The following is a 24,712-nucleotide window of genomic DNA, read 5'->3' on the forward strand; positions in this document are numbered from 1 at the left end:
GTGTTGACGGTTTCCGGGCTGCGGCGTAGACCTGAAATCAGGTGACACCGGCCAAAACCGGGCTGGTCCGGAAAGAAACGCGGCGTGCCATGCCAAAGCAAATGTCCAGACACTCTTCTGTCCTGAAGAGTCCGCGCCGGCAGGCCGGACAAGCCCGGGCGCATCCCGGCGAACCGAGCTACGGCCCGCTGACAGCGGAGGAGCTCCAGCTCGCCGTGCGGAATCACTCCATGCCGCTCGAGGCTCTGCGGAGCGACACCACACCGCCCGGGCTGCACTATGTGCTCACCCACTTCGACATCCCGTTCATCGACGCCGAGCACTGGCATCTGTGGATCGGCGGCGCCGTGCAGCGGTCCGTCGAACTGAGCCTGCGGGCCCTGCTGCGGGCACCGAGCATTACCCTCCCGGTCACGCTGGAGTGCGCCGGCAACGGCCGGTCCCTCCTGCGGCCCCGCCCGCTGAGCCAGCCGTGGGTCCTCGAGGGTGTGGGTACCGCCGTATGGACCGGCGTCCCGCTCGCCTACCTGCTGACGCGGGCCGGGGTGGAGGACGACGCCGTGGAGGTGCTCTTCACCGGGGCCGACGCCGGCAGCCAGGGCGGCGTGGCCCAGCAGTACGCGCGCAGCCTGCCGATCGAGGAGGCCCTGCGGCCCGACGTCGTGCTCGCCTACCGGATGAACGGCGCGGACCTGCCGCCGCAGCACGGCTATCCGCTCCGGCTTGTAGTGCCCGGCTGGTACGGCATGGCGAGCGTGAAGTGGCTGTCCTCGATCAAGGTTCTGACCAAGCCCTATGACGGTTTCCAGCAGGCCGTGTCGTACCGCTACCAGCAGGATGCCGGGGATCCCGGCACCCCCGTCACGTGGATCAAGGTCCGCTCGCTCATGGTTCCCCCGGGCATCCCGGATTTCTTCACCCGCACCAGGATCCTGCCCCCGGGACCGGTGATGCTGACCGGCCGGGCGTGGTCCGGGCAGGGCGCCGTGCAGCGCGTCGACGTCGGGATCGACGGACAATGGGCCGCGGCCCATCTTGAGCACCCGGCCTCGCCGTTCGCGTGGTGCGCGTGGTCGATGCCGTGGGTGGCCGATCCCGGCGAACACGAGCTCTCCTGCCGCGCCACGGATGCCAGCGGCGCGGTACAGCCGCTGGAACCGGACTGGAACTACCAGGGCATGGGCAACAACGTGGTGCAGCGGATCAAAGTCAGCGTGGAGTAGCGCCCCCGGTGTACCCGGCCGGCGTCAGTAGTCCACGATCGCGCCGGCGGAGATGTTGACGGTCGCGTCGGTGATGGCCGCCGCCTTGTCCGAGACGATGAAGGAAGCGACGTTTCCGACGTCCGCCAGCGTGGCCGTGCGGTTCAGGTGCGCGGCCCTGGCAATCTCCACCACGATCTCGTCACGGCCCTCGGCCTGCCACGGGATGGTTTCGATAATGCCGCCGGTGACCATGGTGACCACCCTGATGCCGTGTTTTCCCAGCTCGAGGGCCCACTGCCGGCGCAGCCCCTCCATCGCGTCGAGCGCCACCTTGAAACCGCCCAGGCCAGGGATCGTCTGCGGGCCCGAGCCGCCGAACATGAGCACGACGCCGGAGCGTTGCTTGACCATGTAGGCTGCGGCCGCGCGGGTGGTCAAAAAGTGCGTCCGCGCGGCCAGGGTGATGGGCTGGGTAAAGTCGTCCACATCAATCTCCATGAGTGGCTGCTGGACGTCGCCGAACGAGATCACGTTAAAGGAGATGTCGATCCTCTTGCTCTTCTTCGCCACCCGGCCAACGAAGGCATCCACCTGCTCCTCGTCCAGGGCGTCGACGACGGCGGTTTCGGCTGTGCCGCCCGCCTCGCGAATGTCATTGGCTACTTTTTCCAGCCGCGATTCCGTCCTCCCGGCAATGTGCACCGTGGCGCCGTCGGCCGCGAAAGCCCTTGCCACCGCCCCGCCGACCGCCCCGCCGCCGCCGTAGATCAGGGCGGTCTTGCCGTGAAGCAAGCCGCTTTCCGGAATCCCGATGTTCACCATGGTCGCCTGCCTAGTGCCGCGGAGTACGTGAATTCCCTCAACTATGTTCTTGCGGAGGTCCGGTGGCAAGAGGACGGGCAGCGGCGAAGAAAGTCGCCGTGCGAGGCGTGGCAGGGACGTTTGCCACGCCGGGACCCGGCCAGGCGTCCCCCCAATGCCCACTCCTGACCGAGCCACGACGTGCCGGGCGGGCCATTGCCGACCCTGCACACGGAGAATTGGACACGTCCAATTCTCGCCCCGAGCGTACCCGGAACAGATTAGACATGTCCAATCTGTTAGACTCGCAGGCGACCTGACGTTTTGTGACAACCCTCGCCTGATGACATTCATCCGATGAAAGAAGCCACTGTGAGCGACGACCAGCCGACCTCCGCGCCGGGTCTAGCCCTGGCCCGGAAGCTGAACATCCTCTTGGACACCGCCGAAGCCGAGGGCCGGAAAATCACGTTCAATGACGTCCGCGACGCCATGTCCACTGCCGGGACGCCGCTCTCGCGCGCCAGATGGCACTACATGCGATCGGGCTCTGGTCCGGCCGTCAAGAAAGTCGAACTTCTGCAGAACCTGGCCAGGTTTTTCGGCGTAAGCGAGAACTACCTCCTGGACGGCGAGGACGAACTTCCGCCCCTAGTGGAGGCCCAGCTTGAATTGCTCGCCTCCATGCGGGCCAACAAGGTGCGCAACTTCGCCGCCCGCCAGCTGGATGGGCTCTCCCCGGAAACCTTGCTCCAGATCCGGGATCTGATCGACGAGCAGCTCGCCCGAGGGGATTCCGACCAGCCCTGACGCCGGTGATCCCCTAAGCCACTGAGCCCCTAACCAAGCTTTGACCTGCACTGATATGATTCTGGCGAGGTTTGGCCGTCAGGAAGTGGCGTGTCCACGCTGACGTTTTATCAACAGCCAAGGACTCGGTATATGGACTACGACGCCGCCCGGTCGCGGGCACGGGAAGCAGAGGCCAGCCTCCGTCTCAGCGAGCCGGTCTCGCTGGCTTCAATCCAGAAGCACCTTGAACTCCAGAGGGGCCGCAAGATCGTCATCAAGCCGATCGAAGGGGCAACCGACAAGGTCTGTGGGCTGTGGTTCGGCCTTGACCACATGGACCTCATCATGCACGCCCGGGCCGCCTCCGAAGTCCACCGGCAGCAGATTGTCCTCCACGAGTTCGCCCACATGGTCCTGCGCCACGAGCAGGACATCGTGTCCGCCGAACATGCCGGCACGTTCTTCCCCGACCTCGATCCGGAGCGCGTAGTCAAGGCGCTCAAGCGGACGGATTTCCTCGATGAGCTTGAGGTCACCGCCGAACTCCTGGCTGACCGTCTCGCCGCGCGTATCCGCAACTCCCAGGACCGCTCCGGGGGCCAGCCGGGGAACTTCGGCTCGGTCTTCGGATGATCCAGCTCCTGATGGCGGCGGTCCTCTTCGTTCTCGCCGCGGTCCGCATCCCGGCCGTGGTCCGGAACGGCCGGGACACCGTCTTCCTTGCGGCGGTGTTCGCCGGGATCGCTTCGGTGCTGATGTCGCCGGCCGTGTACGCCACGGTCGATGCCGGCATCGGCGGCACCAACGTCGTCAAGCTGCTCCTGCACTCCTCAATGATCGTCGGACTCTGGTATCTCAGGTGCGCAGTCCTCGAGGCAATCATGCCCGCGGACAGGCGGCGGACCCTGATCCTCATGCTGCCGCTGACCGCCACACTGATCCTGCAGCTGCTGTTCTTCGTCCTGACCGGCCCCACAACCACGACGGACACCTGGGCCACCTACCAGGAGCGGCTGCCGGCCTCCTTGTTCTCGGCTATGCTCATCGTGTTTGTCGGGTGGGTCTGCGCCGGGGTCGCGGCCGCCTGCTTCCGCTACATCCCGCGGATGCGCCGGTCCTTCAAGGTCGGCTTCTCCATGGTCGGCATCGGCTGTGTTGTCGGCATGCTCGTGGTGGTCAGATTCACGATCGGGCTGCTCTCCGTCCCAATCCCGGCCCTCCTGGCCGTCCCCGTGCCCTCCGACGACGCCATCCGATTCTTGGAAATGGTCACCATCATCCTGGTCGGGGCGGGCCTGACGGTACCAGCCCTGGCAGGCCGGACCGGACGCAAACGGCGAGCCCGCTGGGAGGCGGACACCCTCGCCGGCGTCGAACCCATCAGGGAACGGATCCTGCAGAACGTCGACTCCGAACGCCTTCTCGAAAGCGATCCCGCCGCGCCGGACCGGGAACGGCTTCACCGGATTATCGTGGAGATCTGGGACGCCGAGCTTGCGTCCGGCGGGACCTTGACTGCGCAAGAGCGCACTTTCCTCCTTGCAGCCGAAAAGCAGCTCGACTTGAACCGGCTCCCGTGACGGGGCGTCGCGACGCCATCCGGACCCGCCTCACCCACCCGACCCGGCGTCCTCGTCCGACGGGCGCCGATCTGCACACGATCTACCGGGAAATGGTGCTGTTCGACTTCCAGGCAGAGATCCATGCCGGGTTCTTTGTTTCCTACTACCGCAACTTCGCGGTCCCCCCGATTGCACGGACCCTGGCGGGGTCCGGCGAGATGGCGGCCCGCCCGCTGAAGCGCTCCTACGACACCGGGATCGTGATCCACGAGATCATCGCCAACGGCTTTGACCACGAACGGAGCCGCGCCATGATCGCACTGCTCCGTCGGGTCCATGCGGGCGTGCCAGGCACCGCCGAGGACTTCGTCTACGTGCTCATGACACTGCTCGTCCTGCCATTGAGGTGGGTGGAGGCCCACGGCTGGCGGCGGCTGACCGCCTTGGAAAAGGAAGCCGCAACCGCCTTCTACTCCGAGCTGGGCAGCCGGATGGGCCTGGGCCCTGTCCCGGCGTCCTTCGAGGCCGCATGCCGCTTCCTGGACGACTACGAGGACCGGAATCTGGGTCCCAGCCCGGAGGGGGCAGCTCTCCTGGCCGCCACGGTCCCGGCACTGAAGAACCGGCTGCCCGCCTGGTTGCGCCGCTTTACCCCGCTCGTTCTTGCCCTGATGATGGACAAGCCCGAGGTGGCCGATGCCCTGGGGCTGAAGCGGGCACCGACTGCACTGAGGCTCGCGTTCAATGCTGTCCTGCGCGCACGCGCCGCCAAAGTCCGGTCCCGGCCATTGCCGAGCAGTCCTTCGTTTGTCCCAGGCACTGCAAACATTGCCGTCTACCCGGGCGGATACACCCTGGACCAGATCGGACCCGGGGCCGGCATCACCGCGGCGCGGCCCTAGCTTTTGGGCGGCCCTCCAGGGCCTTCACCGCCTGGGCCTTCCGGCGATTTCGGACCGCCCGGTCCTGCTGCCGGTCCGACGGCCGGTCCGGCTCCGGCTCCGGGGCCGACGACGGGCCCGGGTCCGGCGGGCCCTGCGTACGTAGGCACCGGCATCTCGCCCGGATCGACTGGGCCCATGTCGAGGTGGAACGGCGGATACTCGTCCCGCATGAGGGCAACGTATGCGATGACGCGGTAGATCCAGCGGTTCAGGCCGAGCAGGAGGTCGAAGATTCCCCGCCAGTATTGCCCCGTAAACAACAGGATGACGCCGGCAATGAGGACCAGCAGCCCCAGGAGGGAGATACCCACTCCATGCTGTTCCCACTGGCCGTCACGGTACTCCCACGTCCTCGCGGTCCCCGTCAGGATGCCGATGATCAGCAGATGCGGAATGGCCAGCAGCCACGATTTCACCAGCACCAGGCCGCGGGATAGCCGTTCGGGATAGTCGACGTCGAAGTCCGCCGGGTAATCAGTGCGGGCCAGCGTGAAGGGGGGATAGACGTCCGTGCCGATCGCGCTGAAGGCGTAGAAGGCCACGCGCCAGTTCCAGCGGATCACGCCGGCATTGAAATTGAACAGCGAGCGCGGGTAACGCCCCGTGAACAGGATCGCGAACCACGCCACGATCGTGACCACAACGAAGGCGAACCAGAGGATGAACAGGACGATGTAGTGCGGGATGGCCAGGAACCACTTCACGAGCCACATCCACCGCGACAGGTTCGGGTCGAGGTAGCCGTGGAGGCGGGCGGGGTACACGTAGGGTGTCGTCGCTCCCGGCGCCGCCGGATACGGAGTTCCCGGCGGGGCGGCGTAGGCGGCTACGGCTCCCGGCGGTGCAGCACTGCTCTGCTGGCCAGGGCCGGCCCGGGGCGGGTAGGGCCCCGCCGGATACTGCTGGCCCGGCTGGGCTGGATGGCCGGGCTGGGCCGGCAGATGGCCGGGAGGGACACCGCTGCCCGTCCCGCCTTGGCCCGGCCCGCCACGGCCGAGTCCTGCGGCGCCCAGCACTATCAGCGGCACCCCGATCAGCAGCATCACAAGGCCGCCGATCAGCAGGCCGATGAACACCGGCAGGAGCAGATCGGTGCGTGCCCCTGCCTGCAGATTCACGCTCACCGGAGAGGTCACGTCGGCGTTCATGACCACCGCTGCCCAGTCTCCGGAGCGGAGGTCCCAGGTCAGTTCCTGTTCCCCCGGTCCCGTGGCAGTCGCGGCCCAGAAGTTCTGCTGCGCCGGATCGGACGGGATTTGGGTACCGGCCACTTCGCGGTACAACGCGCGGAAGGGGTGAAACCTGACGTCGACGATCTCGGTGCGCCGGACACCGGCCAAGTACGTCGCGACCTCGGCCCGCGGGGCAATTCCGATGAAGATTTCCTTGGTGGGATCGGTGGAGGAACCGCGGAGCAGCACGCTGCCCGCAAGGTCCACTGACACGCCGTCGTTCACGCCGCCTCCGGTCATGAGGTCCAGCCGGGGGGTCGTCAGCGCGTAGGAATCACCTGAGAACGGCTCCGACGGCGTGATGAAGTACCTGCCGTCGCGCTGCTGGTAGTTGACCCACCCCGCAAAGCCGGCGCCCGCCAACAGTCCCAAACCGACCAGCGCGCACAGCGAGCCGATCACCAGCATGACAACCCGGCCTGCTTTCATGGCCGCCGTCCTTTCAGATGGTCCGTTTGCCACGCCCGGCCGGGCGGGACTTCCGGAAACTGGCGGCCCGGGCCGCTACCGCCCGAGCGAGATCAGGAACGGCTTAGCTTCGGCGATGATGTCGGCACCGCCGGAGCGGAAGACCAAGAACGCATTCACGCCGTGATCACCACTTTGAGGGCCTTCGTCTCCGCGGCGCGGGCGAAAGTGTCGTACGCCTCCATGAACTCGTCAAAGGTGAAGTGGTGGGTGGCGAAACTGTCGGCGGGGATTCTTTGCTGTGCCACGAGCTTGAGCAGCATGGGGGTGGTGTTGGTGTTCACCAGGCCCATGCTGATGTTGATGTTCCGGATCCAGAGGTCTTCGACGTGCAGTTCCACGGCTTTGCCGTGCACGCCCACGTTGGCCACGGAGCCGCCGGGCCGCACGATCTCTGTACACATCGTGAACGTCGCCGGAACGCCGACGGCCTCGATCGCGACGTCCACGCCCTGCCCGTCGGTCAGGACCATCACCTGTTCTTTCCAGTCGGCATCGGACGAGAGGACCACGTCAGTGGCGCCGAATTCGCGGGATTTTTCGAGCCGGTTCGCGTCGAGGTCGACGGCGATGATCGTCGCGGCGCCGTAAAGTCCGGCGGTACAGATCGCGGCGAGTCCGACCGGGCCGGCACCGATCACGGCGACCGTGTCGCCGGGCTTGACCCTGCCGTACTGCACGCCGATCTCAAAACCGGTGGGAAGGATGTCGGAGAGCATGACGGCCTGCTGGTCGCTGACCCCCTCGGGCACGAGGTGAAGGGAGTTCTCGGCGTACGGGACGCGGACGAACTCGGCCTGGGTGCCGTCGATCAGATGCCCGAAAACCCAGCCGATGCCGGAAGTGCCTTCCTCCCCCAGGCAGTGGGAGTACAGACCTGTCTTGCAGTTGGCGCAGTGACCGCAGGACTTAATGCAGGAAATGATGACGCGGTCCCCGACCTTGAGGCTGGTCACGGACGCGCCGATCTCAGTGATGGTGCCGACCCCCTCGTGGCCCAGGATGCGGCCCTTCGCCACCGTGGGGACGTCGCCTTTGAGGATGTGCAGATCGGTGCCGCAGATGGTGGTGGTGTCCACTTTGACGATCACATCGCTGGGGCTCTGGATTGTAGGATCGGGGACCTCGGTCCAGGACTTCTCCCCGGGACCGCCATAGACGAGGGCTTTCATACGTGCTCCTTGGCCTTGAGGATGACTAGCGGGTCCACGAGGCGCAGACGGCACGGCGTCTCCGTGTTATCTATCCCCGAATACAGCAACGAGGCGCGGGCGCGCTCACGGAGTTCCTCGATTGCGGCGGCCGACACGCGGGCATGGGCGAGGTCGAGCACGAGTTCATAACCGGGAAGCTTGCTCGTGACGCGGCGGCAAACAACGTACAGTGCCCGCACGTTGGCTACAGTCACCACGCCGTGCACGTCGATACGAGCTGTTTCGGCGTCGGGGTTCAGGCGTATGAGAACTTTGAGTTTGGGGTCTCCGGAGTGGTGGTGCATGGTCATGTGGCCGTGGTCTCCTGCCTTTTCCTGCTGAAGCCGGAAAGTGCAAACGCCATTTCCTTCCCCAATTCGCGGTGAGACCTGTGCCGTATTACATGAAGCGATTCCTCCCTCAACTACGGCCCCCCCAACTGGCCGTGCAGGAACCTCCCCGCATTTAGCTTGGTGGGCCCTCGTGGCACGGGGTAAGGGGCAAAAGTCCCTTGTAGGCGTTTTAGGTCCTGCGGCGTCGCACGCCTAGCCTGTTTCTATGTCTGATCCGCTCGATCCCTGCCTTGCGCCGGATCTCGTGCTGGCCTCCGCGCGGCGCCCCGGGGACGAAATATGCTTCGACGTTCATATTCGCGCCGGGGCCGTGTCTGCGATCATCCCGTCGCGCCAGGACTCCGCTGCCCTCCCCGCTGCAACCCGGGTGGTGGACCTGGACGGCCGCTATGTCATTCCGGGGCTGTGGGATGAGCATGTCCACATGACGCAGTGGGCACTGGCCTCCAACCGGCTTGACCTCTCCGGCGCCGGCTCGGCACGCGAGGCGGCCGCCGTCGTCGGGTCTCATATCGCCGGTTCCCATGTCGACGGGGCGGGCGGCGGCGCCGGGGCGGGTGGCGGGGCCGGGGCGGCGGGTGCCGTCCAGACGCTGGTGGGCGTTGGTTTCCGCGATGCCGTTTGGCCCGACCTTCCCAGCCTGGATCTCCTGGACGGCGTGACGCACGGCCGGCCGACCGCGCTGATCAGCCACGACCTCCACTGTGTCTGGCTCAACTCCGCAGCCGCTCACCGGTACGGCATGCCGGTGGACGCAGGCGGGCTGCTTCGGGAAGAACCGGCGTTCGCCCTGACCCGGGAGCTCGGCCGGCTGCCGGATGCGGTGGTGGATCCGTGGGTGCGGCAGGCTGGGCTGGCTGCTGCCGCGCGGGGCGTGGTCGGGATCGTGGACTTCGAGATGACGTGGAACCGCGACGCCTGGCTGCGGAGGATCTCCGGCGGCTTCGCTGCCCTGCGGGTTGAGGCGGGCGTCTATCCGCAGGATCTGGACCGGGCGGTGGCCGAGGGGCTGCGGACGGGTTTGGCGGTGGCCGGCAGCGACGGACTCCTGAGGGTGGGCCCCTTGAAAGTGCTGATCGACGGTTCGCTCAATACCCGCACAGCGTACTGTGTTGAGCCGTATCCGGACGGCGGCCACGGGCTGCTGACGGTGAGCGGGCCGGAGCTGCTCGCCCTGCTGGTCCGGGCGCGGCAGGCGGGTTTTGTGCCCGCGGTCCACGCGATTGGCGACGCGGCCAACCAAGTCGCGTTGGATGCATTTGAGGCGGCGGGCATTGCCGGACGGGTGGAGCATGCCCAATTTGTCCGGAACGAGGATTTCGCCCGCTTCGCCCGGCTGGGCGTGACCGCGAGCGTCCAGCCTGCGCATGCCCTCGATGACCGGGACGCGGCCGAGGCGAACTGGCCCGGGCGCACGGACAGGTCCTTCCCACTCCGTTCATTGGTGGCCGCCGGGGCGACTCTCGCCCTTGGCTCGGACGCTCCGGTGGCCCCACTGGACCCATGGACCGCCATGTCCGCCGCCACGGCGCGTGCCCGGCAGGATGGCCGCGGGCCATGGCATGCCGAGCAGGCCCTCACACGGCAAGAGGCCCTCACGGCCTCAACCCGGGGCCGGGGCCGTCTCCGGGTCGGGGACCCCGCCGACATTGCAGTGCTCGACGGCGACCCGCTGACTGTGTCCGACGCCGAGTTTGCCGCGATGCCGGTGGCCGCCACACTGCTGGCGGGACGGTTCACGTACGGCGGCTAAACACCTTTGACGCGGGCCTGGACCAAGTTGGCGTACGGCAGACGGCCGTACTCTTCCACGAATGCGGCGTGATACCCGGCTTCGGCCGCGTTGAGTTGTTCAACGGGAAGCTCTTTCCACGCGATGATCAGGGACGCGGGCGCGGCGAGCTGCCAGATGAGCCGTCCGTCCCAGTGGCCCGGCGGCTTGCCTTCGCCGAAGTCGACGAATTCCTGGATTTGCCGGCGCAGTCCGCGGTTGCCCTTGCTTCCGGGCCCGGCTTTGCCCACGAAGAGGACATCGGCGCCGTCCACCCATTCGGCGTCGAGAGCTGCGGTCTTCAGGGTGGGGTTCTTTTTCTTGAAGATGCCGGCGGTGCTCCTGGACAGGTACTGCGGCCGGTAGCCCTCGGGCCGCAGGACCGCGAAGATCCCGGGCTTTTGCGGGATCCGGTTGATGTCAAGGTCCCCGAGCGGCCGGAAACCGGTGAATCCGTCCTGTTTCAGGGACTGTATGTTGATGGGCATGGGTTCCTTGGCTCGGGGGTGTTCGCCCTTGAAGCTTACGGAAGAAGCTCGCGGTAGTCCGGGCTCAGCCGCGGGTGAAGGTGCCCAGTCCGGTCTGATCGTAGAAATCGAGCCTGACGCTCGACGCCGTGCCGGGAGCAGCGCCCGCGCCGGGGGCGAAGATTGCCCCGGCAAGGCCATTGGCGTTCTCGCCGATGGATTCAAAGCTGAAGGTGTCGCCGTCGAAGTGTGTGAGCGGGAACTTGGTGGTCTTGCCGGTCGGCCCCTGCTCAAGGGTCAGCACGCCGCTCTCCACCGCGACGTTGAGCGGGCCGTAGTAGGAGTTTGCGTAATTTCCGGTGTAGAAATCGTTGCCCCGCGCCGGTTTGGCCTGGGCTGGCGCCTGGGAATAATCGACTTTTGGCTTCTCCGCCTCATCGATCTTCTGGAAGACGCCCGCGGTGAATCCGAACCAGTCCACTGTCGGGGCGCCGTTCTGGGCGGTGTCCAGGAACGCGGCGCAGATCGCTTCGGGGATGCCCTGCGGGCGGCCGTTCGTCAGGGCCACAATGCCCAACTGCTCGCCGGGGAGCAGCGAGACGGCGGTCGCGGCACCAAGGTTGAAGGCTCCCGAGTGCCCGAGCGAGAGCCGGGCGTGGTCGTCGTAGGAGACATTCCAGCCCAGGCCGTAGAAGCGGGTGCGGGCGGCCGCTGTGGGGGGAGGGCCCGATACTGCGTGCGGGACATGCGTGACACCCAGCGCGTCCGGGGCGATAATCTCCTTGCCCTCAAGGCTGCCGTTGGCGAGCTGCAGGCGGATCCAGCGGGCCAGGTCATGCACGGAGGAGCTGGCCCCGCCGGCGGGTGCTTCGGCGTCGGCGTCCCGGCTGTATTTGGCCACCCAGGTCTTGTTACCGGCGGGGACGTGGATCAGGGCCCTGTTCGATGCCTTCTGGTAGTCCGAGTGGCGATAGCTCGTGGATGCCATGCCCAGGGGCTTGAACAATACTTCTTCGGCGAGGTCTGCCCAGGGCATCTTCATGGCATCGGCCACAGCCAGCGCGCCAGCGGTGTAGCCGAAGTTGCTGTAGTTGTAGCTTGAGCGGAAAGAGTCCAGCGGCTGCTGGTTGAGGTGGCTGAGAATGTAGGACTGGTCGAATCCGAGGTCCTCCAGCAGATCGCCCGCCCCCGTGCTTAGGCCGCCTTGATGGGACAACAGATCGGCTGCCGTGGCGTTTCGCGTGACGTAGGGGTCTTTCAGGGCGAAGCCGGGGCTGTGGTTGATCACCGGTTCCGTCCAGGAGATGGCCTTGCGCCCCACGGCCACGGCCGCCACGGTGGAGGCCAAGGGTTTGGACACCGAGGCCAATTGAAAGACGGTATCCGCGTCCACCGTTTCGGGCTTGCCCGACTCCCGCACGCCGAAGCCCTTGGCGTACACCATCTGGTCCTTGTAGACCACAGCCACGGCGACTCCGGGAACACCCGTACTCTCCATCGCGCCCTGCACCATTCCGTCCAGCTTGGCCAGGGCGTCGTTGACCTTCTGTTGGTCCAGGAGCGGTTTGACCTGCGGTTCCGGTGCCGGAAGCAGCGACGCCGACGGCGTACCGGAGGTGCCAGCGCCACTGCTTCCGGCATCGACGGGGGCACTTTGGCCCGTGCAGGCGGCCAGCAGCGGCATCCCCGCTATGCCCGCGGCCCCTACGCCGACCGCTTTGAGTAGCGAGCGGCGGTCCGAGGGCAGCGAGCTGATCCTCGTCGCGATAGATTCCCTGTGGTTCATGGTCAACCCTCCGCCCGATACCGCCTGGGCCGCCGAGCCGACGCCCTCTCCCATGATGGACCCGCGCTCGTGTTTGAGACAGGTGTAGTCGACGGATCCACGGGTCTGTCGGACGCCGGAATCTCGGGGCCACACCTCCAAACCCGCCAACGAATCCCACCAACCTAGCTAGCCTCGCGGCCTGCTCTGGCAGTCCCCTATAAATGTCGGACCCCCGATGGAGACTGGATTCATGGACGGCATTCAGGGGCCCAAAGTGGTTCCGGCAGACTCGGCACCGGCAACTGCCGTGACCGTCGCTGAACTTGCCCGGATCCTGGCCTTCCTCCCGGCCCCGGACAGCGCCGCCGCACTGATCGACGAGATCCGGGACCTGGAGGACCTGAAGTCCGCCCTGGCAGCCCGGCAGGCCCGGCACGCCGTCGCACTGGACCTGTCCCAGCGCCGCGACCAGGCCGCCGCCGGAGTCCCGGCCGACCGGCTCGGCGCCGGGATCGGCGCGCAGATCGCCCTCGCCCGGCGCGAGTCCCCCGCCAGGGGCGGCCGGCTCCTGGGCCTGGCCAAGGCGCTGGTGACCGAGATGCCGCACACCCTTACCGCCCTGGAAACCGGGCAGCTCAACGAATGGCGCGCCACCCTGCTGGTCCGCGAAACCGCCTGCCTGGCCGCCGCCGACCGGGCCGCCGTCGACGCGGAACTCGCCGCCGACACCGGAACTCTGTCCGGGATGGGCGACCGGCGGCTGGTCGCCGCGGCCCGGACCGCCGCGTACCGGCGTGACCCCCGCACCGTCACCGACCGTGCCGCGCACGCCGCCACCGAGCGGCACGTCAGCCTCCGCCCGGCCCCCGACACCATGTGCCACCTGACCGCCCTGCTCCCCGTGGCCGCCGGCGTCGCCGTGTACACCGCCCTGACCCGGCACGCCGACACCCTCAGGAACAGCGGGGACCCCCGCTCCCGCGGGCAGCTGATGGCCGACACGCTCGTGGAACGCACCACCGGCACCCCSGGCGGGATCAGCGGGGTCGAGATCCAGCTCGTCATCACCGACCGCACCCTCTTCCAGGCCGACGCCGAACCGGCCCGGCTTCCGGGCTACGGCACCGTCCCCGCCGGCTGGGCCCGCAGCATCATCAACGGCACGACCCCGGACCGCGGCGGCAGCGCCGATGACACCGCGTTCCGGCTCTGGCTCCGCCGGCTCTACACCCACCCCGGCACCGGCGAGCTCATCGGCATGGACTCCCGCGCCCGGCTCTTCCCGCCCGGGCWCCGCCGGTWTATCCAGGCCCGGGACGACACCTGCCGCACCCCCTACTGCGACGCGCCGATCCGCCACCTGGACCACATCATCCCCCACCACACCGGCGGCCCGACCACCACGGACAACGGCGCCGGACTCTGCGAAGCCTGCAACCACACCAAAGAAACCCCCGGCTGGACCGCCATCCCACGCCCAGGACCACGGCACACCATCGAGCTCACCACCCCCACCGGCCACACCTACCACTCCACCGCACCACCCCTGCCGGGGACGCCGCTGCGCCCAACGGACCAGCCGGGATCCCGCCACCGGCGCCAGCTCCGGCGCCACGCCAAGTCGCTCAAACGCAGCAAATTAAAAGAGATGCCCGCAGCCTAGGGACCAGTCAGCTGGCGCCGTACAGGCCTGGACTAGTGCCGGCCCGGCCCCAGGTTGGGCGGGCGACGACCCGTGGACCGATTCCAGGGTGGCACCGCCAGCGGTCTGCGGTTCGGGGACCCAATCGCAGACTTGGCGCCACTGGTAGTAGTCGGCGACCTTCCTCCTTGCTGGGACGGCGAGGCTGCCCACGGCGGGGCTCCACGGCCGGTGGGAAAGCCACCGGTCCCAAGCCTCTGCCGCGGGCAACCTGCCCGGCGACGGCAACAAAGAGACGGCGGTAAAGAAAAGCGCCTGCCCACTTAAGCGGCGGCAGACGTCAGGCCTGCAGGTACCTTCGCGATCTCGCTAAGAGACGGCTCGGACACTTCCATGTCCCGAACAACCCGGAGTCATCAGATGGTTACCTGCAGGCGCTTTAAGCCTACGCCCGCCTCACCGCCGTCACCAGAGGGCCCGTTGACTCACGGAAAACTTCCCGGCAGCCCCGGACGCAAGGGCCCCCGCCGAAACACCCCCCGGCGCGAAAGCGTAGAGTGGAGGAAGCCGCCTGATTCTGGACGCCAAGTGCTGAGGGAGAAATCGTGACGATTGACTGGGACGAAAAAAAGACCCTGCTGCAGGAGCCGAACATCGCCGCCGTGACGCAGCTGTGCGACGAACTCATGGAAAAGAAGCCTGGATCCGTGGTCCCGTACATCGACCCCATCCATGACGAGGACGAATGCAGGATCGTCAGTCTGCATGTCACCCCCGGCAAGGGCACCGAATCGGGTTTCGTCTCGCACTTCAACGACGATGAAGCCGCCCGCCGCGCCACTTCCATCTACGAGGCCGCAGAGCTGGATCCCCGCTATGTGATGCCCTGGAACGCCTACCCGTGGATCCGCGATCCGGAGGCTTCCTCGGCCCTGAACGTCCAGGAGAAGACAGACGGCCTGCGGCCCTTCCGCCAGTTCCTCAAGATCAACAAGCGCGTCTCGGCCGTTATTGCGCACGGCGCGGACGCCCACTCTTTCCTGACGCTGTTCGAGAAGACCTACCATTCCTCGCTGAAGAACCATGGCGTCAAGATCTACAAGGCCACCGCACTCGGCGGCCGCGCCTTCGCAGTCTCTCCGGCCAAGCAGGAAGAGCTCCTCGCCAAAAACGTTGAAGTCTACAAAGACGCCATGCAGCGGGCGGGCATCCAGCACCTCTGAGGCCCCCGCAGCAGGCTTCACGCAGCAGTAGCCGACGCAAGCAGGGCCGGCGCCGGTGGCGTCACCCTGCCAGCAGCCTGCGCCGGTGCTTGAGTTCCTTGACCCAGTCGCGGGTGACCATCGCCGAAAACGGCGAGGCGCCGTCGTCGGTCATGGAGCGGAACGCCGTACCCGCCTGGAGGTCCGCCAGCAGCGGTTCCGAGGCCCTCAGCGCCAGTTCCAGCATCTGGACGGCGGCACGCTCAGTCAGCCCCATCCCCGCGGCCCAGCCCAGGAAGTGCTTCCGCGAAACCCCTGTCCGCTTGCCGTCCAAGGTCAGGGCGAGTGTCTTGTCCCCGTAGACGACAGTGGACGGGATGTCGTATACCGGCGCGATGGACCACTCCCCGGCCGGCTGCTGCACCATGGAAACGTTCTTCGCGTGCAGATCGCCGTTGCCCGTCAGCCACGCAAATGCCGCCTGGAGCGCCAAATTCCGCACCGCAGGCAGCGGCGCCGCGCAATACGCCGCAAGCGCATGGCACACCTGTCCGTATCCCACGTTGTACTTGTCCGCAGGGTATAGGCCCAGCACCTGCGCACCGTCCTCGACGGCGAGCCGCTGCACCGCCCGCGGCACACCCGAAACAGGCACCCGGTCGAAGCGCTCCACAAGTAAGCCGGGCCGGCCGGCGACATCGCGGATCAGCTGGACCCTGCTCAGGGGGATCCGCAGCCGCGCCGCGTACCGGAACATCACGTACTCGTTTTCGACGACGTGCGGGAACTCGGGCGCGTTGAGTTTGAGGATGTACCGCCGGCCGGCGCTGGCCACCGGCATGGAGATCATTCCCGCGGACAGCTTGTCCTGCACGCCCGCCAGGGCCACCGGGTCAATCAGCCCGGAGTCGCCCAGCAGGGCCTCGAAATCCACGGGCGTTCCGGGGTCAAGCTCGACGGCGTGCTCGTCCGGGTCCAGCTTCTCGCCATGGCCGATGATTTGCACGTCACCCACCGGGTTGGCGCCCGCCGCGATGAGGAGGGACAGCTCATCGTCCACGCTGGTTTTGATGGAACGACGCAATGCATTCAACCGCCGGCCCTCCGGCAGAAGCCCGGTGAAATACGGCGGGGCCGCCCCCGCCGCGGACAGCACGGGGTGCGGAGTCAGCGGCAGGGAGCTCGCGACGGCGGGGCCCCCGGACGCCAGATAGGCCGGCAGGTAGCTGAACCTGGTGCCGCCGTCGTACCGTTCCAGCCGCGCCGCCAGCACGCCAGCCTTGTAGATGTCCGCGATGCGGTGCCTCATGGCCGGGCTTCCGGGCCATCCCGCAGTTCAGTGTTGACCGCGGGACCGGCGAGGGCTCGGGCGGCGGCGCTGGTCCGGGTCTGGACCCGGAGCTCCAGTCCCAGCGTGTCCAGGAGCGCCAGCAGGGACTCCAGCTGCACCGTGCGTTTGCCCTGTTCGACGAACCGGACGAAGCGCTCTGAGACTCCGGCCAGTTCGGCCAGCTCACGCTGGCTCAGCCTAAGCGACCCGCGCCGGGCCCGGGCCTCGGCCGCGAGTTCGTCAGGAAACGAGATCCCCATGGCCACCTCCCGTAGATCAAATTCGTCCGAGTCACATGCGCTGTAGGTACGAACGCTGTAGGTACGAACGTGCCGTTTTGCGGCCATTCCCAGTATAGAACTGCCCAACGCGTCTGCACAGGGCCAATCCGGCACGTTCGTACCGGCAACATGTGGGCGGAGCGCGACTGGCGGGCGCAGCTGGCTGGGGATCGAAGGCGCCCGCCGTCACAGCCCTGCCGTCACACAATGGGCGGATCTGTCGGGCGGGCGCGTGGCGCTGCACAATGGCCCGTAGGATTTAAAGGACTTAGGAAATCCAGCCCGCCCAGGGAATCCGGAAAGGACTGCACAGCATGACGCGCGCTTCCTTCCGGCTGTTCCGCACCGGGCTGATCGGATCCATCATTGTGGCACTGGCGGCCGGCGGCCACCTGGCCGGCGGCGGACGGCTGCCCGAACCTGCGATCGTGACGGCGTTGTGTGCCGTGGCGATGATCCCGGTGGCCATCCTGACCCGCTTCCGCCTGTCCTTTCCCGCCCTGGCCGGGCTGCTGGGCATGGGGCAATTGTGGCTTCACTGGTCGTTCGGCGCACTGTCCGCAGGGGCGCCCGCGGCCGTTCGGGCGCGGATGGTCGAGGGCCATCCGGGCCATGCGACGGCTGCAGTTCCTCCGGAGATGCTTGACCCGTCCATGGCGGGTTCCGCGGCCGGCATGGGTGGGGCCATGTTCGCCGCCCACGCGGTGGCGACCCTTTGCACGGCACTGCTGCTGGCCCGCGGCGAGCGGGCCTTGTTCGCACTGGCTTCCTGGCTGCGCCCCCTGGTGCAGCTGCCCCGGCCCCGCGCCGTCCTGCCGATGCGTGCCCCCGGCCCCTGCACGGTCAACCTGGTCCTCCCCAAGGTCCGCGTTGGCCTCCACCTGCCGACCCGGCGCGGGCCTCCGGAGCTGTCGCCCGCCGCCTGACACCAATCCCTTTCACACATGGACGGGGACAGCAGGCGGCCACCCGCTGCTACTCCCGGACGGACACCGAACCGGCCGGCTCCCCACCGAATTTCCGCCAGTGAAAGGCACCTTTGCCATGAAATCCTCCCTCCGCCGCACCCTCAAGTCCGCCGCGGCCGCCACGATGACCGCCGGCCTGCTCGCCGCCGGCGCGGCAGCTGCCTCCGCCCACGTCCACGTCGACTCCGATGACCCGGCCGCGGGCGGCTACAGCCACCTGACATTCAATGTTCCCAACGAGTCCGAGTCGGCCAAGACCAGCAAACTTGAAGTCACGCTGCCCACTGACACCCCGTTCACCTCGGTGTCGGTAAAGCCCGTCGAGGGCTGGAAGGCCGTCATCACCACGAGCGAGCTGCCGAAGCCGATCACGATCGCCGGCGCCACGGTCACCAAGGCCCCGAGTTCCGTTGTCTGGACCGCTGACGAGGCCCACCAGATCGGGCAGAACGAATACCAGGCGTTCTCGCTGTCCGTCGGCGTGCTGCCGGACGCGGGAACCACGGTGACGCTGCCGACGGCCCAGACCTACACCGACGGGACCGTCGTGAAGTGGGACGAGAAGACGGTCGATGGACAGGCCGAACCCGAGCACCCTGCCCCCTCGTTCATAACCACAGCCAAGGACGCCGACGCCCACGCCGCAGCCGCCCCTGCCGTAGCCACGGCAACAACGGCCCCCTCGCCCACCGCTGCCCCGGCAGCGGCAGCGAGCACTTCCGGTGACAGCGGATCCGCCGCGGGCTGGATCGGGCTGGTCGCAGGCCTGGCCGGACTCGCCGCGGGCCTGACGGCCCTGGCCCGCACCCGCCCGTCCCGGGTCAAGTAACACGGACAAGTAACCCCATCAAGTAACCCGATCAGTTGACCTGGCGCCGGAGATCCGGCGCCAGGTACGACGGCGGCCCGGACACCCGAGGCCGCCGTCACAATTGACACCCCGTTGTGATCCCTGCCATATTTTAAGTGTGAACCTGTCAGACAGCCGGACAGCAGGACAGCCCTTGGCCCGCCTCAGCGCCGCCGAAGCCGTCTTCAACGTCCTCCGCTCCGAAATCGAATCCGGCAAGCTCGGCATTGGCGCCAAGCTGAGCTCCGAGGCCAGCCTCGCGCAGCAGTACGGCGTGAGCCGCTCCGTGGTCCGCGAGGCCTTGCGCTCCTGCACCGCACTGGGCCTGACGGTCACCAAAACCGGTCGGGGCACGTTCGTCGTCGCCAACCACGTGGCCAAGGACCTGGTCCTGGGCCAATACTCCGCACGCGACCTCACCGAGGCTCGTCCCCATATCGAGGTACCTGCCGCCGGGCTGGCTGCGGAACGCCGTTCGCCCGAGGAACTGGACACCATGCGGGACGTTGTTGCCGCGATGAGCGGCGAGGACGACCCCGAAGTGTGGGTGGGCCTGGACTCCAGCTTCCACGCGCTGATCGCGCGGGCCAGCCGGAACAAGGTGTTCGAAAACGTCGTCGCGGACATCCGCGATGCCCTCGCCCACCAGTCCGAGACCCTGAACATGGTGGCCGACCGCCAGCACGCTTCCGACGAGGAACACCGGCGCATCCTGGCCGCGATCGAAGCCGGCGACGCGGCCACGGCGCGCATCGCCATGAGCCAACACCTCCATGCCGTTGGCATTGCCCTCGACTCGATTCTCCAAAGGACGCAATGATTTCTCCTGCTCTCGCGAACACCCCGACCCTGCTGTATCCGGAGCGGCTGCCGCAGCACGCCCCGCTTGCGGTCCAGACCCGCGACGGCCTGGTCGAGAGTGTCCACTACGGCTCGGTCATCGCCACCGCAGCGGACGGCCAGATCCTGCTGACCGCCGGCGAGCCCCTCGCTCCGTTCTACCCGCGCTCCGCCCTGAAGCCCCTGCAGGCCGTCGCCATGGTCCGCGCGGGACTGGACCTCCCGGACGAACTCCTCGCCCTCGCCGCCGCCAGCCATTCCGGGGCAGTCAGCCACCGCGACGGCGCCCGGCGCATCCTGGACCTGCACGGCCTGACGCCCGCGGACCTCGAGAACAGCACCGACCTCCCCTACGGCGCCCGGGAGCGCGAGGCCTGGCTCGGCGGTGGCGGCCAGGCCACCCAACTGACCCAGAACTGCTCCGGAAAGCATGCCGCCATGGCTGCCACCTGCGTCATCAACGGCTGGCCGGTCCAGGGCTACCTGGACCCGACGCACCCGCTGCAGCAGCTCGTGGCTCAGACCGTGGCGGACTTGACCGGCGAGGACCCGCAGCGCACAACCACTGACGGTTGCGGCACCCCGCTCTTCGCACTCACACTGCGCGGCATGGCACGCGCCTTCGGCCGACTGGCCGCGGCCGGATCCGGCGGAGCGGAAGCCGCCGTCGGCCGCGCCATGCGCCGCCACCCCGAGATGGTTGCGGGCGAGGACCGTGACGTCACCGAGCTGATGCGTCTAGTCCCCGGCCTGCTGGCCAAGGACGGCTTCGAGGGTGTCCAGCTGGTGGGCCTCCCGGACGGCCGCGCCCTCGCCGTGAAGGTCGCCGACGGCGGCGACCGCGCCCGGATGCCCGTCACCGTACGGGTCCTGGCCGCGCTCAACGTCGACATCTCACCCTTGGCGCGCCTCGCCGCCACTCCTGTGCTGGGCGGCGGCCGGCCCGTCGGGGTGCTGCAGGCCACCGATTTCCTCGCTGCCCCCAAGACCTCCAACGCCCCCGAAGACCTGTAAGGACTGCCATGACATCGCTCGACGAACGCGCAGAATTCCGCTCCGAACACGACCTCTTGGGCGACCGGGATGTTCCCGCCGACGCCTACTGGGGCGTCCACACCCTCCGCGCGGTGGAGAACTTCCCCATCACCGGCCAGCCGCTGTCCTCCAACATGTACCTGGTCCGCGGGCTGGCCGCCGTGAAACTGGCCGCCGCACGCACCAACCACGAGCTCGGGCTGCTCGACGCCGAGCGTGCCGCGGCCATCGAGGAAGCCTGCGCCGACGTTCTGGACGGCAAGCTCAGCGAGCAGTTCGTGGTGGACGTCATCCAGGGCGGCGCCGGAACGTCCTCGAACATGAATGCCAACGAGGTGATCGCCAACCGGGCCCTGGAAATCCTCGGCCACCCGAAGGGCGACTACGCCCGGCTGCACCCCAACGACCACGTCAACCTCAGCCAGTCCACCAACGACGTCTACCCCACCGCGGTCAAGCTCGGCACGATCTTCGCGGCCCGGGAACTGCTGGAAGCCCTGGCGGAGCTGGAGGACGCGTTCGCCGCSAAAGCCCTCGAGTTCCGCACGGTGGTCAAGATGGGCCGCACCCAGCTCCAGGACGCCGTCCCCATGACGCTCGGCCAGGAGTTCGGCACCTACGCCGTCACGATCGGCGAGGACCGGCTCCGSTTGGCCGAAGCCGACCTGCTGATCCACGAAATCAACCTCGGCGCCACCGCGATCGGCACCGGCCTCAACGCACCGRCCGGGTACGCCGAGGCCGCCTGCCGGCACCTCGCCGAGATCACCGGCCTGCCGCTGGTCACGGCCGTGGACCTGATCGAGGCCACCCAGGACGTCGGCGCCTTTGTCCACCTCTCCGGGGTGCTCAAGCGGGTCGCCGTGAAACTGTCCAAGATCTGCAACGACCTCCGGCTGCTCTCCTCGGGCCCGCGCGCCGGCTTCGGCGAGATCAACCTCCCCGCGGTGCAGTCCGGCTCCTCGATCATGCCCGGCAAGATCAACCCGGTCATCCCGGAAGTGGTCAGCCAGGTGGCCTACGAGGTGATCGGCAACGACGTCACCATCACCATGGCCGCCGAGGCCGGCCAGCTCCAGCTCAATGCCTTCGAACCCATCATTGTCCACAGCCTCCACAAGAGCATCTCCCACCTGGAAGCCGCCTGCCGCACCCTCACGGCCCGCTGCGTCCGGGGCATCACCGCCAACACCGAACATCTCCGCCTCACGGTGGAACAGTCAATCGGCCTCGTCACCGCCCTCAACCCGCAGCTGGGCTACGCCACGGCCACGGCCATCGCCCAGGAAGCCCTCGCCACCGGCAAGGGGGTCGCGGAACTCGTGCTCGAACACGGGCTGCTCACTGCTGAGCAGCTCACCGAGCTCCTCAGCCCGCAACGCCTGGCAAACCTGAGCAAATAATCCCCAACCGCTCCCTAACCTCGCAAGCTCGGTTAGGGAACCCTGCGGTAGTGGGCCCACCCGCAGACCCGCTACCCCGCCCGACCAGGGAGCAAGGGGCACGCCGTCGTGCCCGAAATCCCGACCGACTACAGAGAAAACGGAACTCGATGACGAGGGCCGTTCCAGCACCGGGCCACCTATCCCGGCCTCTACCCAAGGACTGGCTATGAAAAACAAATCAACAATATGGATCCTGGCAGCGCTCCTGTTCGGAATCCTCAGCGGGCTGGTCTTCCACTGGCTGCTGTCGTTGGGCACACGAGAATCCGTCGTGGCGGTCCTCGACACCGTGACGCACATGTTCCTGAACCTCATCAAGATGATCATTGCCCCGCTGATCTTCGCCACCCTCGTCTCCGGCATCGCAGGAGCGGCCAAATCCGCCGGCGTGGGCAAGCTCTTTGGCCGCTCGATGATCTGGTTCCTGTCCGCCTCCGTCCTGGTGGGCGCGTTCGGATTCATCACGGCGCACGTACTCAACGTCGGTGACGGGCTCAATCTGATGCCGGGAGGCGACGCGGGGATGGAAACGAAGCCCCTCGATTACCAGGAGTTCATTACCCACATCATCCCCACGAGCGTCTTCGCCGCCCTGACGGCCAACAACCCCCTTCAGATCCTCGTATTCGGCGCTCTCTTCGGCATCGCCCTGCTGAATCTTCGGAAGAAGGGTCGCTCCTCCATAGCCGATGCCATCGATGAACTGATGGGCGTCATGCTGAAGGTCACCGGATATGTGATGCTGGCGGCACCAGTGGGCGTTTTCGCCGGCATCGCAGCGGCCTTCACCTCCCAGGGCCTCGACGCGTTTGCCACCTACGCGGCGTTCATCGGCGGGTTCTACCTCTCGCTCTCGGCCCTGTGGGTCATCATGGTCGGCGTCGCCGTCGCCTTCCTCGGACGGGCGGCCTTCCGGCTGGTCCGGATAGTGCGCGAACCCATGGTCATCGCGTTCGCCACCTCCAGCAGTGAAGCCGCCCTGCCCAAGCTCATTGAAGGCCTGACCAAGTTCGGCATCGAGAAGCGCACCACCGGTTTCGTGCTGCCCCTGGGGTACTCGTTCAACGTGGACGGCTCCATGATGTACATGACCTTCGCGTCGGTCTTCCTGATCAACGCCTATGGCATCGACATGGACCTTGGCCAGCAGATCGCGATGACCGCAATGCTCCTGCTCAGCAGCAAGGGCATGGCCGGCGTGCCGCGCGGGTCACTCGTCGTCGTAGCCGCCGTGGTCCCTGCCTTCGGCATCCCCGCCGCCGGAATTGGTGTCCTGCTGGTGATCGACCAGCTCCTGGACATGGGGCGAACCGCCACCAACATCCTGGGAAATGCCATCGCTACCGCGGTGATCGGCCGGAACCACGACAAGTCCACGTCCCTCCTCGAGGCGTCGCGCGCCGGCACCTCCGACGACGGCCAAGACACTGAGGACAGCCGGCAACCCGAGCTCGTTTCGAGGCACTGACCGGCACCGGTCGGCCAACTAAATTTTCAACCTGCAAACCGACCCTCACACCGGATGAAAGGCCATCGCCAATGACCGCTGTCCAGAGCCCGGACGTGCACCGCCTTGAGCGGACGAAAAGAGCGCGAAGCGCACCCATCAGATCACAAATCATCGACTACCTGGTACGCCATGGGGCAAGTAAAGTAGCCGACATCAGCGACGGCATCGCATCCTCGCGGGGCTCAGTCAGATACCACCTGGCAGCGCTGGAGAGCGCTTCGATAGTCCGTTCCAACATTTCCCCCGGAACCAGAGGCCGGTTCACGCCCTTCTACGGACTCGCCCCTGGAAAAACGGAGTCGGACACCTAGCTCCACGGCGCTGACTGCAACTCTTGCGGACGACGGCGGGACCTCCCGCCGTCGTCCGCTGTGCTTTTACGGCCGGAATCTCATGCCCTCAGTGAGTGAGGTCAGCGGCCATCAGGCTCGGACGCCTGTCACTACCGCAGTCTGTGAGTCCGGCCCCTGCGGCCGATAGCGGCTACTACGTCACGTTTGAGATTCCGCCATGGGAGGACCACGGCCCGGCAAAGTCCCGCAGGCCAGCCAACTAAGGAGTGCAGCAAAAGGGTGACTTTAGCGACGTCCGGACTCGGCCAGATAGAGTTCATTGCCGTCCGGGTCGGTGAAGAAGGCCAGCCTCAGGCCTCCTCCCTCGGCCACCGGTCCGTGGAAGACCACGCCGCGCTCCTCCAGCGTCAAGATCACCTGTTCGATCGGCTCATCAACACCGAGGCCGACCGTGACCGCTCCGCTGGTGCCTGGCACGGGGCTGCGCGGGCCCGCGGGGTGAAGACCCAGGATCAACCCGTCGCCCGCGTCAATGCTGGCCCAATGGTTTCCGGCCCGGAAATCCAGCCTAAGGCCAAGGACCTCGGTGTAAAAAGACACGGATCGATCCAGGTCACTCACGTAAATCGTCGCGTTCCCGCCCCTGATCATAAGTGCACTGTAGCGCTGAAACACGGCAAAAGGGGGCCACCGGCCGTAGGCCGGCCGATAGGCATGATTCTCATTTCTGACGTTCTTATCCGACGGAACTGCAATCTAC

At 67.1% G+C, this 24,712-nt stretch carries 24 protein-coding genes; 15 read left to right on the top strand and 9 right to left on the bottom strand.

Going from position 1 to position 24,712, the window contains the following annotated elements; genetic code table 11:
- The first annotated feature begins 89 nt into the window (after window positions 1-89).
- On the top strand, window positions 90-1,223 hold the full coding sequence (locus tag AC1DZQ_RS17335) for a sulfite oxidase (RefSeq protein WP_476964649.1): 1,134 nt from the start codon (window positions 90-92) through the stop codon (window positions 1,221-1,223).
- 24 nt (window positions 1,224-1,247) lie between these two features.
- On the opposite strand, the gene AC1DZQ_RS17340 is transcribed toward AC1DZQ_RS17335, so the two are convergent.
- Window positions 1,248-2,027: an SDR family NAD(P)-dependent oxidoreductase gene (locus AC1DZQ_RS17340; RefSeq protein ID WP_476964650.1), complete on the bottom strand. Its 780-nt coding sequence runs from the start codon at window positions 2,025-2,027 to the stop codon at window positions 1,248-1,250.
- A gap of 336 nt (window positions 2,028-2,363) precedes the next feature.
- Here AC1DZQ_RS17340 and AC1DZQ_RS17345 point away from each other — a divergent pair, with 336 nt between their 5' ends.
- From AC1DZQ_RS17345 to AC1DZQ_RS17360, 4 genes are all read left to right on the top strand, one after another.
- On the top strand, window positions 2,364-2,816 hold the full coding sequence (locus tag AC1DZQ_RS17345; protein WP_476964651.1) for a hypothetical protein: 453 nt from the start codon (window positions 2,364-2,366) through the stop codon (window positions 2,814-2,816).
- 132 nt (window positions 2,817-2,948) lie between these two features.
- The gene (locus AC1DZQ_RS17350; RefSeq protein ID WP_476964652.1) at window positions 2,949-3,431 is read left to right on the top strand and encodes a hypothetical protein; all 483 of its coding nucleotides are present in this window, start codon (window positions 2,949-2,951) and stop codon (window positions 3,429-3,431) included.
- The gene (locus AC1DZQ_RS17355) at window positions 3,428-4,378 is read left to right on the top strand and encodes a hypothetical protein (protein ID WP_476964653.1); all 951 of its coding nucleotides are present in this window, start codon (window positions 3,428-3,430) and stop codon (window positions 4,376-4,378) included. The genes AC1DZQ_RS17350 and AC1DZQ_RS17355 overlap by 4 nt, the downstream gene beginning before the upstream one ends.
- The gene (locus AC1DZQ_RS17360) at window positions 4,375-5,262 is read left to right on the top strand and encodes an oxygenase MpaB family protein (protein WP_476964654.1); all 888 of its coding nucleotides are present in this window, start codon (window positions 4,375-4,377) and stop codon (window positions 5,260-5,262) included. The genes AC1DZQ_RS17355 and AC1DZQ_RS17360 overlap by 4 nt, the downstream gene beginning before the upstream one ends.
- Here the strand turns inward: AC1DZQ_RS17360 and AC1DZQ_RS17365 are convergent.
- The 3 genes from AC1DZQ_RS17365 to AC1DZQ_RS17375 all read right to left on the bottom strand — a co-directional run bounded on the left by AC1DZQ_RS17365 (window position 5,259) and on the right by AC1DZQ_RS17375 (window position 8,508).
- A complete protein-coding gene (locus tag AC1DZQ_RS17365) occupies window positions 5,259-6,965 on the bottom strand; it encodes a DUF4389 domain-containing protein (RefSeq protein WP_476964655.1) in 1,707 nt (568 codons plus the stop codon). The genes AC1DZQ_RS17360 and AC1DZQ_RS17365 overlap by 4 nt on opposite strands.
- Before the next feature lie 155 nt (window positions 6,966-7,120).
- Complete coding sequence (locus tag AC1DZQ_RS17370; RefSeq protein WP_476964656.1) at window positions 7,121-8,176, bottom strand: zinc-dependent alcohol dehydrogenase family protein; 1,056 nt, start codon at window positions 8,174-8,176, stop codon at window positions 7,121-7,123.
- Window positions 8,173-8,508 carry a hypothetical protein gene (locus tag AC1DZQ_RS17375; RefSeq protein ID WP_476964657.1) on the bottom strand — a complete coding sequence of 112 codons (336 nt, stop codon included), beginning with the start codon at window positions 8,506-8,508 and terminating at the stop codon, window positions 8,173-8,175. Before AC1DZQ_RS17375 ends, AC1DZQ_RS17370 begins: the two co-directional genes overlap by 4 nt.
- A gap of 247 nt (window positions 8,509-8,755) precedes the next feature.
- Between AC1DZQ_RS17375 and AC1DZQ_RS17380 the strand changes: the two genes are divergently transcribed.
- A complete protein-coding gene (locus AC1DZQ_RS17380) occupies window positions 8,756-10,303 on the top strand; it encodes an amidohydrolase (RefSeq protein WP_476964658.1) in 1,548 nt (515 codons plus the stop codon).
- Here the strand turns inward: AC1DZQ_RS17380 and AC1DZQ_RS17385 are convergent.
- Together AC1DZQ_RS17385 and AC1DZQ_RS17390 are read right to left on the bottom strand one after the other, a co-directional pair.
- Entirely contained in the window at window positions 10,300-10,809 is a 510-nt protein-coding gene (locus AC1DZQ_RS17385) for a hypothetical protein (RefSeq protein ID WP_476964659.1), read from the bottom strand. The two genes, AC1DZQ_RS17380 and AC1DZQ_RS17385, sit on opposite strands and share 4 nt — an antisense overlap.
- 64 nt (window positions 10,810-10,873) lie before the next feature.
- Window positions 10,874-12,574: a serine hydrolase gene (locus AC1DZQ_RS17390; RefSeq protein WP_476964660.1), complete on the bottom strand. Its 1,701-nt coding sequence runs from the start codon at window positions 12,572-12,574 to the stop codon at window positions 10,874-10,876.
- A gap of 232 nt (window positions 12,575-12,806) precedes the next feature.
- On the opposite strand from AC1DZQ_RS17390, the gene AC1DZQ_RS17395 reads away from it, so the two are divergent.
- Both AC1DZQ_RS17395 and AC1DZQ_RS17400 read left to right on the top strand, forming a co-directional pair.
- On the top strand, window positions 12,807-14,219 hold the full coding sequence (locus AC1DZQ_RS17395; protein ID WP_476964661.1) for an HNH endonuclease: 1,413 nt from the start codon (window positions 12,807-12,809) through the stop codon (window positions 14,217-14,219).
- Between the two features lie 584 nt (window positions 14,220-14,803).
- The gene (locus tag AC1DZQ_RS17400; RefSeq protein WP_476964662.1) at window positions 14,804-15,421 is read left to right on the top strand and encodes a uracil-DNA glycosylase family protein; all 618 of its coding nucleotides are present in this window, start codon (window positions 14,804-14,806) and stop codon (window positions 15,419-15,421) included.
- A gap of 61 nt (window positions 15,422-15,482) precedes the next feature.
- Here the strand turns inward: AC1DZQ_RS17400 and AC1DZQ_RS17405 are convergent, their stop codons facing one another.
- Together AC1DZQ_RS17405 and AC1DZQ_RS17410 are read right to left on the bottom strand one after the other, a co-directional pair.
- Entirely contained in the window at window positions 15,483-16,709 is a 1,227-nt protein-coding gene (locus AC1DZQ_RS17405; RefSeq protein ID WP_476964663.1) for a type II toxin-antitoxin system HipA family toxin, read from the bottom strand.
- Window positions 16,706-16,990 carry a type II toxin-antitoxin system Y4mF family antitoxin gene (locus tag AC1DZQ_RS17410; RefSeq protein ID WP_476964664.1) on the bottom strand — a complete coding sequence of 95 codons (285 nt, stop codon included), beginning with the start codon at window positions 16,988-16,990 and terminating at the stop codon, window positions 16,706-16,708. Before AC1DZQ_RS17410 ends, AC1DZQ_RS17405 begins: the two co-directional genes overlap by 4 nt.
- Before the next feature lie 335 nt (window positions 16,991-17,325).
- Here AC1DZQ_RS17410 and AC1DZQ_RS17415 point away from each other — a divergent pair, with 335 nt between their 5' ends.
- The 7 genes from AC1DZQ_RS17415 (at window position 17,326) to AC1DZQ_RS17445 (ending at window position 23,970) form a co-directional block, all read left to right on the top strand.
- The gene (locus AC1DZQ_RS17415; protein WP_476964665.1) at window positions 17,326-17,937 is read left to right on the top strand and encodes a hypothetical protein; all 612 of its coding nucleotides are present in this window, start codon (window positions 17,326-17,328) and stop codon (window positions 17,935-17,937) included.
- A gap of 118 nt (window positions 17,938-18,055) precedes the next feature.
- Complete coding sequence (locus AC1DZQ_RS17420; RefSeq protein ID WP_476964666.1) at window positions 18,056-18,808, top strand: YcnI family copper-binding membrane protein; 753 nt, start codon at window positions 18,056-18,058, stop codon at window positions 18,806-18,808.
- Window positions 18,809-18,947: 139 nt separating this feature from the next.
- Window positions 18,948-19,649, top strand: coding sequence for a FadR/GntR family transcriptional regulator (locus AC1DZQ_RS17425; protein ID WP_476964667.1), 702 nt, complete (start codon window positions 18,948-18,950; stop codon window positions 19,647-19,649).
- Window positions 19,646-20,683, top strand: coding sequence for an asparaginase (locus AC1DZQ_RS17430; protein WP_476964668.1), 1,038 nt, complete (start codon window positions 19,646-19,648; stop codon window positions 20,681-20,683). Before AC1DZQ_RS17425 ends, AC1DZQ_RS17430 begins: the two co-directional genes overlap by 4 nt.
- Window positions 20,684-20,691: 8 nt before the next feature.
- Complete coding sequence (locus AC1DZQ_RS17435) at window positions 20,692-22,107, top strand: aspartate ammonia-lyase (protein WP_476964669.1); 1,416 nt, start codon at window positions 20,692-20,694, stop codon at window positions 22,105-22,107.
- A gap of 208 nt (window positions 22,108-22,315) precedes the next feature.
- Complete coding sequence (locus AC1DZQ_RS17440) at window positions 22,316-23,617, top strand: dicarboxylate/amino acid:cation symporter (RefSeq protein WP_476964670.1); 1,302 nt, start codon at window positions 22,316-22,318, stop codon at window positions 23,615-23,617.
- A 71-nt stretch (window positions 23,618-23,688) separates the two neighbouring features.
- A complete protein-coding gene (locus AC1DZQ_RS17445; RefSeq protein WP_476964671.1) occupies window positions 23,689-23,970 on the top strand; it encodes a winged helix-turn-helix domain-containing protein in 282 nt (93 codons plus the stop codon).
- Between the two features lie 267 nt (window positions 23,971-24,237).
- Here AC1DZQ_RS17445 and AC1DZQ_RS17450 read toward each other — a convergent pair whose 3' ends face one another.
- Window positions 24,238-24,603 carry a VOC family protein gene (locus AC1DZQ_RS17450; RefSeq protein WP_476964672.1) on the bottom strand — a complete coding sequence of 122 codons (366 nt, stop codon included), beginning with the start codon at window positions 24,601-24,603 and terminating at the stop codon, window positions 24,238-24,240.
- Between the last annotated feature and the right edge of the window lie 109 nt (window positions 24,604-24,712).

It is taken from the genome of Arthrobacter sp. P1_C12_2 (assembly GCF_056406415.1).

Coding starts and splice junctions, on each gene's coding strand:
- AC1DZQ_RS17335 (WP_476964649.1), top strand. CDS start 90: ATGCCAAAGCAAATGTCCAGACACTCTTCTGTCCTGAAGAGTCCGCGC.
- AC1DZQ_RS17340 (WP_476964650.1), bottom strand. CDS start 2,027: ATGGTGAACATCGGGATTCCGGAAAGCGGCTTGCTTCACGGCAAGACC.
- AC1DZQ_RS17345 (WP_476964651.1), top strand. CDS start 2,364: ATGAAAGAAGCCACTGTGAGCGACGACCAGCCGACCTCCGCGCCGGGT.
- AC1DZQ_RS17350 (WP_476964652.1), top strand. CDS start 2,949: ATGGACTACGACGCCGCCCGGTCGCGGGCACGGGAAGCAGAGGCCAGC.
- AC1DZQ_RS17355 (WP_476964653.1), top strand. CDS start 3,428: ATGATCCAGCTCCTGATGGCGGCGGTCCTCTTCGTTCTCGCCGCGGTC.
- AC1DZQ_RS17365 (WP_476964655.1), bottom strand. CDS start 6,965: ATGAAAGCAGGCCGGGTTGTCATGCTGGTGATCGGCTCGCTGTGCGCG.
- AC1DZQ_RS17370 (WP_476964656.1), bottom strand. CDS start 8,176: ATGAAAGCCCTCGTCTATGGCGGTCCCGGGGAGAAGTCCTGGACCGAG.
- AC1DZQ_RS17375 (WP_476964657.1), bottom strand. CDS start 8,508: ATGACCATGCACCACCACTCCGGAGACCCCAAACTCAAAGTTCTCATA.
- AC1DZQ_RS17380 (WP_476964658.1), top strand. CDS start 8,756: ATGTCTGATCCGCTCGATCCCTGCCTTGCGCCGGATCTCGTGCTGGCC.
- AC1DZQ_RS17385 (WP_476964659.1), bottom strand. CDS start 10,809: ATGCCCATCAACATACAGTCCCTGAAACAGGACGGATTCACCGGTTTC.
- AC1DZQ_RS17390 (WP_476964660.1), bottom strand. CDS start 12,574: ATGAACCACAGGGAATCTATCGCGACGAGGATCAGCTCGCTGCCCTCG.
- AC1DZQ_RS17405 (WP_476964663.1), bottom strand. CDS start 16,709: ATGAGGCACCGCATCGCGGACATCTACAAGGCTGGCGTGCTGGCGGCG.
- AC1DZQ_RS17410 (WP_476964664.1), bottom strand. CDS start 16,990: ATGGGGATCTCGTTTCCTGACGAACTCGCGGCCGAGGCCCGGGCCCGG.
- AC1DZQ_RS17415 (WP_476964665.1), top strand. CDS start 17,326: ATGACGCGCGCTTCCTTCCGGCTGTTCCGCACCGGGCTGATCGGATCC.
- AC1DZQ_RS17420 (WP_476964666.1), top strand. CDS start 18,056: ATGAAATCCTCCCTCCGCCGCACCCTCAAGTCCGCCGCGGCCGCCACG.
- AC1DZQ_RS17430 (WP_476964668.1), top strand. CDS start 19,646: ATGATTTCTCCTGCTCTCGCGAACACCCCGACCCTGCTGTATCCGGAG.
- AC1DZQ_RS17440 (WP_476964670.1), top strand. CDS start 22,316: ATGAAAAACAAATCAACAATATGGATCCTGGCAGCGCTCCTGTTCGGA.
- AC1DZQ_RS17445 (WP_476964671.1), top strand. CDS start 23,689: ATGACCGCTGTCCAGAGCCCGGACGTGCACCGCCTTGAGCGGACGAAA.
- AC1DZQ_RS17450 (WP_476964672.1), bottom strand. CDS start 24,603: ATGATCAGGGGCGGGAACGCGACGATTTACGTGAGTGACCTGGATCGA.